This window comes from Glycomyces tenuis DSM 44171 (genome assembly GCF_000427885.1).
GTDB lineage: Bacteria > Actinomycetota > Actinomycetes > Mycobacteriales > Micromonosporaceae > Glycomyces > Glycomyces tenuis.
In genome coordinates, this window is the sequence record NZ_ATYW01000024.1 from 72,035 (window position 1) to 81,471 (window position 9,437).

The following is a 9,437-nucleotide window of genomic DNA, read 5'->3' on the forward strand; positions in this document are numbered from 1 at the left end:
CGTGCTCGCGAATAGGCTCCCCCCGTGGTTCGTCGAACGCATCGAACCGGTCGAGGACGAGGACGACCTCCGGGTCAGCACACTGGAGTTGTTCTTCGATCTCGTCTTCGTCTTCATCGTCACCCAGCTCACCTGGATCATCGCGGACGACCCGCTCATCGGCCTGGTCCAGGCGGTGCTCATGCTCGGCTTCGTGTGGTGGATGTACGCCGGGTACAGCTGGCTGACCAACGCGGTCCCGCCGGTGCGCCCAGCCCGCCGCGTCCTCCTCCTGTGCGCCATGGCCGGGTGGCTGCTCGTCGGCCTCAGCGTCCCAGCGGCCTTCGAGGAGGGCAGCGTCTGGATCGCCGTGGGCATGCTCGTCGTGGTCCTCATCCACGGCCTGATGTACCTCCAGGCCGCGCGGGCGTTCGGCCCGGTCTTCATCGCCAACATGGCCGCCGTGGCGGCGGTCTTCGCCGCCCAGCTCGGCCCCGGCGGCCTGTGGCGCCACCTGCTCTGGGCGCTGGCCGTCGTCATCGTCTGGTCGGTGCCGCTCCTGCACAGCCAGCGGGGGCTGAATCTCCACGCCGCGCACATCACCGAGCGGCACGGGCTGGTCGTCATGGTCGCGCTCGGCGAGTCGTTCATCGTCATCGCCCTCTACACCAGGGGCCTGCCGATCGACGCCGACCTGCTCGTCGCCACGATCCTCGGGCTGCTCATCGCGGCCTGCCTGTGGTGGTCACTGTTCGTGCGCGAGCTGCCGCTCACCGAGCAGGCGCTCGCCGAGACCGCCGATCCGGTGCGGCGCGTCAGGAAGGTCCTGGCGGGACTGTCCTACTGGTTCATTCCGGTGCTGCTGGGCATCATGGTGCTCGCCGCGGGCCTGAAGCACGCGGTCGGGTACGCCACGGAGCCGTTGGGGTGGTCGACGGCGCTGCTGCTGTCGGGCGGGGCCGCGCTGTTCCTGCTCGGCACCGCGGGCCTGCGCGCCTCGATGTCGCTGCCGCGCCCGATGGACCGCGCCGCCTTGGCGGCGCTGATCCTGCTCCTCGCGCCGTCGGGACTGCTGAACGCGGGAGTGCAATTGGGCGCCATCGCCGCCGCGCTCATCGGAGGGCTGGCGCTGGAACGGCGCGCCGCCCGGCGCCCCTCGGCCTCTGCCTCACGTCCCTCGGGCGAGCCCTCGGACCCTACCCCAGGTCCCTCGGGCGAGCCCTCGGCCTCTACCCCAGGTCCCTCGGGCGAGCCCTCGGGATCACCAACGGAGTCGCGGTCTCCGGGTCCTCGATGATCCGGCAGGGCAGGTCGAAGACCTTCTCTACGATGTCGTCGGTGACGATGTCGGCGGGGGCGCCTTCGGCGACCACCGCGCCGTCGCGCATCGCGATCAGGTGCGTGGCGTAGCGGGCGGCCTGGTTGAGGTCGTGCAGCACCGCCACGAGGGTGCGCCCCTCCCGGTGGAGTTTGGCGCACAGGTCGAGGACCTCGATCTGATGGGTGATGTCGAGGTAGGTCGTGGGCTCGTCGAGCAGCAGCAGCGGCGTCTGCTGGGCGAGCACCATCGCGATCCACACCCGCTGCCGCTGTCCGCCGGACAGCTCGTCGACGCTCCTGGAGGCGAGGTCGGTGATGTCGGTGGCCTCCATGGCCTCGGCGACGACGGCCTCGTCCCGGGCCGACCACTGCCGCAGGATGCCCTGGTGCGGGTAGCGGCCGCGGGCGACGAGGTCGGCGACGGTGATCCCGTCGGGGGCGATCGGCGACTGCGGCAGCAGACCCAGGCGCCTGGCGACCGTCCTGGTGGACCGGGAGTGGATGTCGCGCCCGTCGAGCAGCACCCGCCCGGCCGAAGGTTTCAGCATGCGCGCCAAAGCCTTCAGCAGCGTGGACTTGCCGCAGGCGTTGGGGCCGATGATGACGGTGAACTCGCCGTCGGGGACGTCGACGGTGAGCCCCTCGCTGATGGCGAGGCGCCCGTACCCGAGCGTGGCGTTCTCGACGGCCAGCGGACTTGGCGATACGGTCACGGCATGACCCCCTTCTTGCGCTGTGTGACGAGCAGCCACATGAGATAGACACCGCCGACGACGCCGGTGACGACGCCGGTCGGCAGCTGGCGTCCGCCGACGCCGAACACGGCCGCCGCGTCGGCGACGGTGACGATGAGCGCGCCGACGAGCGCGGCGCACAGGAAGCTGCGGGACGAGCCGGTCAGGCGCGCGGCGATGTGCGGGGCGGCCAGTGCGACGAACGCGAGCGGCCCGGCGACGGCCACGCCGCCGGCCGTCAGGATCGAGGCGGTCACCAGCGCGGTGGCCCTGACCCCGCCCACACCGGCGCCGAGGCCGACCGCGGTGACCTCGCCGAGCCGCAGCGCGTCGAGGCCGCGGCTGATCACGAGGGTCGCGATGCCCCCGGCGGCGAGGACGGCGGCGACGGTGGCGGCCTGCCCCCAGTCGCGTCCGGCCAGGTCGCCGGTGAGCCAGAAGACCGCGCGGGAGGCGTCGACGATGTCGCTGCGGGTCAGGAGGTAGCCGTTGACGCCCGCGAGGATCGCCGCGACGCCGATGCCGACCAGGACGAGCCGGTAGCCGGACGGGTCGCTGCCGCGCGTGAGCAGGTAGATCACCAGGCCGGTGCCGAGCGCGCCGGCCGCGGCCGAGCCGGTGACGACGGTGGTGGAGGCGCCGGCGATGACGATGGCGCCGAGCGCGCCGACCGAGGCGCCCTGCGTGAGGCCGAGGATGTCGGGGCTGCCGAGGGCGTTGCGGGTGAGGGTCTGGAAGATCGCCCCGGCCAGACCGAGGCAGGCGCCGACGCAGACGGCGGTGGCCAGGCGCGGCAGGCGCACCGTCCAGATGATGAACTCCTCGGCGTGGGTGCCCGAGCCGGTCAGCGCGGCCCACAGCCGGTCGGGGGTGAGCTCGAAGGTGCCGGTGGAGGCCGACCAGGAGGCGACGGCGACCAGGGCCAGGACGCAACCGGCGACGGCGGCGACGGTCCGGCCCCGCAGTCGGACCGAGTAGTCGCCGACGCGGATGACGGCCGCGCGGACCGGGGTGGACGCGGTGCTCACAGTCGGGCCACCTTCCTGCGGCTGACCAGGTAGAGGAAGAACGGCCCGCCGACGACGGCGCAGACGATGCCGACCTGGAGCTCGGAGGGGCGGGCGACGACGCGGCCGAGCACGTCGGCGGCGAGGAGGAACACCGCGCCGGTCAGCATCGAGTACGGCAGGACCCAGTTCTGGTCGGGCCCGGTGTAGGCGCGCACCACGTGCGGCACGACCAGGCCGACGAAGACGATGGGGCCGCAGGCGGCCGTGGCGGTCCCGGCCAGGACGGTGATGGCGGCGATGCCCGCGATCCGCAGCACGCGCGGGTCGACGCCGAGGCCGGTGGCGGTGGCGTCGCCGAGCGCCAGCGCGTTGAGGGGCCTGGCGAGCAGCACGCCGACGATCCCGGCGGCCACGATGAGGCCGACGATCAACGGCAGCGGGACGGTGTGGGCGTTGATCAGGGAGCCGACCGACCAGAACCGCATCTGCTCGAGCGTGGCGGTGTCCAGGAGCTGGACGGCGGAGACGTAGGCGTATCCGGCGGCGGTGATGGCGGCTCCGGCCAGCGCGAGGCGCGCGGGGGTGGCCCCGGCGGCGCCGGCGATGAGGTAGCAGGCCACTGCCGCGATGGCGGCTCCGGCGAACGCGGCCAGGAGCGTGCCGGTGAAGCTGGCGATCCCGATGAAGTGGACGGCGGTGACCACGGCCGCCGCGGCGCCGGTGTTGACGCCGAGGAGGCCGGGGTCGGCCAGGGGGTTGCGGGTCATGGCCTGCATGAGGGCGCCGGCCAGGCCGAGCGCGGCCCCGGCGGCGAGGCCGAGGGCGGTGCGGGGCAGGCGCAGTTCGGTGACGACGGGGTAGGCGTCCGAGGCGGCGTCGGTGAGGCCGGACCAGACCTCGGCCAGGTCCATCGCGCGGGAGCCGACGGCGACGCTGAGGACCGCGAGCACGGCCAGGACGCCCGTGAGGGCGAGCAGGCCGGTGACGCGGCGGGTCGTCGGCGGGGTGCCGGTGGCGGTCGTGGACAAGTGAAGGCTCCGGGGAGACGGTCGGTTATTTTGTTTAGGCTAACCTAAGCTCAATTGGCGAGGCCTCCTCACCCACCTGGACCGCGCAGTGGCTGGCGACACGCGATCCCGCCGGGCTCCCGTCGCATGGTTTGCTTAGGCTAACCTAAGTAAACATCCCTGCGGTCACCTGCCCTTCACTAAGGAGATACACATGGCATTCGATGTCGACAGCGTCAGGCTCGCCAGGCGCGGGCTGCTCGCGGGCGGCGGCGCCCTCGGTCTCAGCGGCGTCCTCAGCGCCTGCGGCACCGGCGAGGACGGCGAGGGTTCCGGCGGCTCCGGCTCGGGCGGTCCGTGGTCGTTCACCGACGACGCCGGCGAGACCGTCGAGCTGGACCAGGTGCCCACCGAGATCGTGGCCTTCACGGGCATGGCGGCGGCCCTCCACGACTTCGGCGTCACGCCGAAGGGTGTCTTCGGTCCCACCACCAATGAGGACGGCAGCGCCACCAGCCAGGCCGGGAACCTCCCCGTCGACGAGCTGACGATCATCGGCAACACTTACGGCGAGTTCGACATCGAGGCCTACATCGCGTTCGCCCCGCAGGTCCTGATGACCCACTACTACCTCGACCCCGCCTCGCTGTGGTACGTGCCCGCCGAGAGCACCGAGGAGATCACGAGCTTCGCCCCGCCCCTGCTGCTGGCCGCCGACGACGGCTCGAACACCCTCGACGACGTCATCGCCCGCCACGCCGAACTGGCCGAGAGTCTCGGCGCCGACCTCGAGTCCGAGGACAACACCGCCGCCAAGGAGCGCTACGACGCCGCCGTCGAGCGGCTCCGCACCGCCGCGGCGGAAAACCCGATCACGGTCCTGGCCTGCTCGGGCTCGGTCGACTACTTCTACGCCTCGAACCCCGTGATGGCCAACGACCTGCGGCTGTTCACCGAGCTGGGCGTCGACTTCATCGTGCCCGACAACCCCGACGAGGACGGCGGCGCCGGCGGCTACTTCGAGAGCCTGTCGTGGGAGAACGCCGGGAAGTACACCGCCGACCTGCTGCTGCTCGACGCCCGCGAGCTGACGCTGCAACCGGACGCGCTCGCCGAGTTCCCCACCTGGAACGCGATGCCGGCCGTCGAGGCGGGCCAGATCACGGCCTGGCACTCCGAGCCGGTCTACTCCTACGCGAGCTCGGCGGGCAACATCGAGGCGCTGGCCGAGGCGATCGAGAACGCCCAGAAACTGAGCTGACCTCGGCGAAGCGGGCGGGATCCCGTCCCGCCCGCTTCATTTCACCATATGGTGCTAATATAGATAGCATCATGTTGTTTCAAGTGAGCCCCGGCGACCCGGCCCCGCTGCACGAGCAGCTCGCCGGGAGCATCAGGCGCGCCGTCGCCGAAGGCGCCCTCGCGCCAGGCGACCGGATCCCTCCCGCCAAAGAGCTGGCCGAACAGCTCGACGTCAACCCCAACACCGTGCTCCGCGCCCTGCGGGGGCTCCGCGACGAAGGCGTCCTGGAGTTCCGGCGCGGGCGCGGCGTCCGCATCGCCGAGACCGCCGACGTGCGCTCGCGGCTGCACCAACAGGTGCGCGCGCTCGTCGCCGAGGCCGAGCGGCTCGGGTACACCCGGGCCGACCTCGCCGCCCTGATCGAAAGGACCGACTGATGCTCACCGAACGACCGCGCGCGCTCGCCTTCACCGCCGTCTGCGCCGCCCTCGCCGTCGGAGGACTGTGGACGGTCCTCGGTCTCCTCGGCGACCGCCTGCCCGATCCGATGGCCGTCCACTGGGGCGGATCGGCGCCCGACCGCTCGCAGGCGCCGAGCGTCTTCGGCGCCCAGCTGACCGGCCTGTACCTCCTCGGGGCCCTCTTCGCGGCGTCCATCCCCTGGCGCGCCGACCTCGGCCGCCGGGCCGTGCGGCGCTCCCTCGGCGCCGGGCTCGGACTGTGGACCGGGGTGGCGATCGGCGCCACCGGCGGCATCGCGGCCGCCAATCTCGACGCCGCCTCGTGGGAGCTGGCCGTGCTCGACGGCGGCGACGCCGCGATCATGGCCGCGTTCGCGATCGGCGCACCGCTGCTCGGCGCCCTCGTCGGCTTCGCGCTGGCCGCGGGCCCCGATCGGGCGAGCCGGTCCGTCGCGATTCCGGCGGCCGAGCTGCCCGCCGGCGCCAAGGTCGCCTGGTCGGGCCGCCAGGGATCGCCCGTGTCGTACGGCTTCGCCATCGCCGCCTCGGCGCTGCTGCTCTACGCGGCCTTGATCGTCGAATCGGATGCGTCCGTGCCGCTGACCGCCTTCGGCCTGGTTGCCGTGTGGGCGGTGTACGCGCTGTTCAACGGGGTCGCCGTCACGGTGGGGGCGCGGGGCGTCCAGCTGCGTTTGGGCCTGTTCGGCTGGCCGCGGGTGCGCATCGCATTGGAGGACATCGTCTCGGCGCGCGCCGAGGACCTCTCCCCCGCCGACGTCGGCGGCTGGGGCTACCGGGTCGGACCGGCCAGGACGGCGGTCATGCTCCGCGGCGGTGAATGCCTGGTGCTCGCGCGCACCGGCGGACGCGAGTTCGCGGTCAGCGTCGACGGCGCCGCCGAGGCGGCGGCTCTGGTCAACGGCCTGCTGAAGCGGGCCGAGGCCGCCTGAGACGCCGGAAGGGGCGGACCGGGTCCTCCCGGTCCGCCCCTTCCGGCGTTCGGCTACTTGCAGAGGTGCTTCAGATCGATCGTGACCACTTCGGGGTCGTGGTCCGAGACGCCGTACGCGCCGTAGGCCGGCTCCTCACCGGGGGCGTCGGCCGGGTAGTCGGCGTTGATGTGCGCCGAGGCCGTCTCCTCGATCTGCCTGAGCAGCGACGGCGAGGCCCACATCTGGTCGAGCGTCTGCGTCTGTCCCATGTAGGTGTACGAGTACGCGGCCTCGGGGTGCTCCTCGATCATCGTGTCGTAGAGGCTCGTCAGGCCCGAGTCCTCGTACATCGCCGCGAGCTGGTCGGAGGGGCCGACCCAGTCGCCGGCGATCGTCCGGCCCGGCGCGAACGGGTCGTCCGGGCGCGGGAAGACGTTGAAGTCGCCGGCGGCCAGCACGCTGGCCCGCCGGTCCTCCGAGAGGATCGCGGCGCTCATCGCGGCCACATAGGCCGCCTGCTCGGTGCGGTGCAGGACGCGGCCGTCCGGCCCGGACGAGAAGTGGTTGTTGATCAGGTAGACGTCGGCGTGCTTGTCGCGGCCGGGCTTCTCGTACGTGAAGCGGAACAGGCCCACCTGCGCGGGGCGCGAGAACACGTCCGAGCCGTTGCAGGCGAACACGCCCGAGTCGGTGCACTGCCCGAGGACGTCCTCGGGCAGTGCCGCGTTGAGCGCCTTCGGGTTCTGGACGTCGGCGTTGACCTCGTCGGCCTCGGTGCCGTAGTCGACCGCCGGGTCCGAGCCGAGCACCGGGTCGGCGGCCTCGGCGTCGAGCAGTTCGACGTCCTCGGCCCGGTAGAGGAAGCCGGTCATGATGCCGCGCGTGTCGCCCGCGTCGAGGTCGCCCGCGGCGGTGTACTCTGCGCCGCCGTTCTCGGCGATGATCAGCGCCAGCTCCTGGAGCGAGTCGGGCCGTCCGTCGGTGTGGGCGTTCGCTTCGCCGGTGTTCTCCAGGTCGCAGACGAGGCGGTCGGATCCGAGGTCCGAATCGCGGGTCCACTCGGGGTTGACCTCGCAGACGTCCTGCGTCTCGGCCTCCTGGACCATCAGGACGGCCGGGCCGTGCAGATCCTCGGTGATCTGGGAGGCCATGCGGCCCATGCGCGTCTCGTACTCCTCATAGGAGGCCGGGACGTAGTCGAAGGGCGGGTCGACGTTGCCCTCGGGGTCGTCGGGGTCGACGCAGCCGGGGTCGTCGAGGTCGTCGCACTCGGAGTTCGGGTTGTCGCGGGTGTCGTAGAGGTTCTCGACGTTGTAGGAGCCGATGGCGGTCTCGCCGCGGCCGGCGGCCTCGACGGGGTGGTTCTCGGCCGGCTCGGGACCGCCTTCGAGGGCGAGATCCTCGGCGACGTTGACCGTGTACTTGCCGTAGGTGAGGTACACGCCGCCGGCGGCGGCCTCGGTGATGACGTCGTGGGTCTTGGCGGGGGCGATGATCGCCTCGGCGTCGTCCGCGGCGGCCTTGACACCGAGGGAGCCGATGACGAACAGGTAGCCGTTGCCGTCGTCGAAGGCCTCGTCCTCGACGTTGTCGAGGGGGTGGGCGTCCCGGAAGGCGCGCTGGGAGTAGTCGTCGCGCTGGGCCACCTCGTGGTCGCCGCGCATCGCCCAGACCTCGCCGTCGGCGCCGAACACGTCGCGTCCGGCGGTGACGACCGACTCGGCGGGGACGGTCAGCTGCATGCCCAGGTGGCGGCGGAAGTAGCGCTCGGAGTCCGCGGCGTCGTCGGGCGGGTCGACCTCGACGGTCTCGACGATCTCGAGCGGGTCGAGGCCGGTGTCGACCCGGTCGTAGACGTAGGCCGCGCCGCCGCTGAACTGCACGTTGCCGTAGTAGGTGCCGACCACCGCCTCGAGGACGATCTCGTCGCCGACGGCCACGGTCCAGCGCGGGCCGAGCTCCTCGGCGGCGGGCGAGCCGGCGACGGTGCGGAGGCTGTCGAAGGTGCCGTTGTAGACGAAGATGCCGTCCGAGGAGTTCGGGTCGCCGTCGGTGGCGTCGGCGCGCTCCTGGAGGAAGAAGCCGCTGTTGCCGCTGCCGTCCAGGGTCAGCTGGGTGACCACGCCCTGGACGCGGACGGTCTGGCCGTGGAGGGGCGAGGAGAAGTCGGTGTCGTCGTCGCCGATCGAACCCTGGACTTCGCCGATGTGGACGGCCACCGCCTCGTCGGCGTGGGCGAGCGGAGTGAAGGTGAACCCGGCTATGCCGACGGCCGCGATGCCTGCGGCCGCGGTCGCCATCCGGGCTCTCCGGCGGAGGAAAGGCACGAGGAGCTGCTCCAATGCTGTTGTGCTGGTCGAACTCACGGGTGGTGAGCGCGATTGGCCCACCCTCACTCAAGCGCAAGGAGGGGAAGCGCGCAAGGCGTGGGGGTGAATTCCTCGTATCATCCCATGTCTGCCGGCGGGCCGGGACGGCGAAAGCGGGGTTCCCGGCCGGGAGCCCCGCTTTCGCCGTCGAGTTATCTGAGCTGTTCGATCACCTGCCTGGCCTGGTGGGCCAGGACGTTCCCGGCCTCACCGTCCGCGCGGTCGGCGAAGAACGCGAAGGTCTCGAGNGAGGTGATCGCCTGGGCGGTCTTGCCGCGTTCGAGCTGCCATTCGGCGGCCGAGAGTTTGAGCGACAGGATCACCCGGTCCGACCAGCGCAGCTCGCCGGCGTAGGCCTCGAAGGCGTCCCGCAGCTCGTCCA

General features: G+C 72.0%; 9 protein-coding genes. 4 read left to right on the forward strand and 5 right to left on the reverse strand.

Annotated elements, in window-relative coordinates; translation table 11 throughout:
- The first annotated feature begins 1 nt into the window (after position 1).
- The gene (locus YWW_RS32310; protein WP_051326186.1) at positions 2-1,276 is read left to right on the forward strand and encodes a low temperature requirement protein A; all 1,275 of its coding nucleotides are present in this window, start codon (positions 2-4) and stop codon (positions 1,274-1,276) included.
- Here YWW_RS32310 and YWW_RS0122400 read toward each other — a convergent pair.
- The 3 genes from YWW_RS0122400 to YWW_RS32315 are packed head-to-tail and all read right to left on the reverse strand — an operon-like array spanning position 1,209 to position 4,071.
- The gene (locus tag YWW_RS0122400; protein ID WP_051326187.1) at positions 1,209-2,012 is read right to left on the reverse strand and encodes an ABC transporter ATP-binding protein; all 804 of its coding nucleotides are present in this window, start codon (positions 2,010-2,012) and stop codon (positions 1,209-1,211) included. The two genes, YWW_RS32310 and YWW_RS0122400, sit on opposite strands and share 68 nt — an antisense overlap.
- The gene (locus YWW_RS0122405) at positions 2,009-3,061 is read right to left on the reverse strand and encodes a FecCD family ABC transporter permease (RefSeq protein ID WP_026931868.1); all 1,053 of its coding nucleotides are present in this window, start codon (positions 3,059-3,061) and stop codon (positions 2,009-2,011) included. The genes YWW_RS0122400 and YWW_RS0122405 overlap by 4 nt, the downstream gene beginning before the upstream one ends.
- Positions 3,058-4,071, reverse strand: a complete 1,014-nt coding sequence (locus tag YWW_RS32315; RefSeq protein ID WP_035699033.1) for a FecCD family ABC transporter permease — start codon at positions 4,069-4,071, stop codon at positions 3,058-3,060. The genes YWW_RS0122405 and YWW_RS32315 overlap by 4 nt, the downstream gene beginning before the upstream one ends.
- Before the next feature lie 193 nt (positions 4,072-4,264).
- Here YWW_RS32315 and YWW_RS0122415 point away from each other — a divergent pair, with 193 nt between their 5' ends.
- The 3 genes from YWW_RS0122415 to YWW_RS36175 all read left to right on the forward strand — a co-directional run bounded on the left by YWW_RS0122415 (position 4,265) and on the right by YWW_RS36175 (position 6,704).
- Positions 4,265-5,311: an ABC transporter substrate-binding protein gene (locus YWW_RS0122415; protein WP_026931869.1), complete on the forward strand. Its 1,047-nt coding sequence runs from the start codon at positions 4,265-4,267 to the stop codon at positions 5,309-5,311.
- A 71-nt stretch (positions 5,312-5,382) separates the two neighbouring features.
- Positions 5,383-5,730 carry a GntR family transcriptional regulator gene (locus YWW_RS0122420; protein WP_026931870.1) on the forward strand — a complete coding sequence of 116 codons (348 nt, stop codon included), beginning with the start codon at positions 5,383-5,385 and terminating at the stop codon, positions 5,728-5,730.
- Positions 5,730-6,704: a hypothetical protein gene (locus tag YWW_RS36175; protein ID WP_051326188.1), complete on the forward strand. Its 975-nt coding sequence runs from the start codon at positions 5,730-5,732 to the stop codon at positions 6,702-6,704. Before YWW_RS0122420 ends, YWW_RS36175 begins: the two co-directional genes overlap by 1 nt.
- A 53-nt stretch (positions 6,705-6,757) precedes the next feature.
- Here the strand turns inward: YWW_RS36175 and YWW_RS32325 are convergent, their stop codons facing one another.
- Complete coding sequence (locus tag YWW_RS32325) at positions 6,758-8,986, reverse strand: hypothetical protein (protein WP_051326189.1); 2,229 nt, start codon at positions 8,984-8,986, stop codon at positions 6,758-6,760.
- A 221-nt stretch (positions 8,987-9,207) separates the two neighbouring features.
- Positions 9,208-9,378: an FIMAH domain-containing protein gene (locus tag YWW_RS38330; protein WP_425402702.1), complete on the reverse strand. Its 171-nt coding sequence runs from the start codon at positions 9,376-9,378 to the stop codon at positions 9,208-9,210.
- Between the last annotated feature and the right edge of the window lie 59 nt (positions 9,379-9,437).

Excerpts from the sequence above, each read along its gene's own strand:
- YWW_RS0122415 (WP_026931869.1), top strand. The coding sequence starts at position 4,265 with ATGGCATTCGATGTCGACAGCGTCAGGCTCGCCAGGCGCGGGCTGCTC.
- YWW_RS0122420 (WP_026931870.1), top strand. The coding sequence starts at position 5,383 with ATGTTGTTTCAAGTGAGCCCCGGCGACCCGGCCCCGCTGCACGAGCAG.
- YWW_RS36175 (WP_051326188.1), top strand. The coding sequence starts at position 5,730 with ATGCTCACCGAACGACCGCGCGCGCTCGCCTTCACCGCCGTCTGCGCC.
- YWW_RS32325 (WP_051326189.1), bottom strand. The coding sequence starts at position 8,986 with ATGGCGACCGCGGCCGCAGGCATCGCGGCCGTCGGCATAGCCGGGTTC.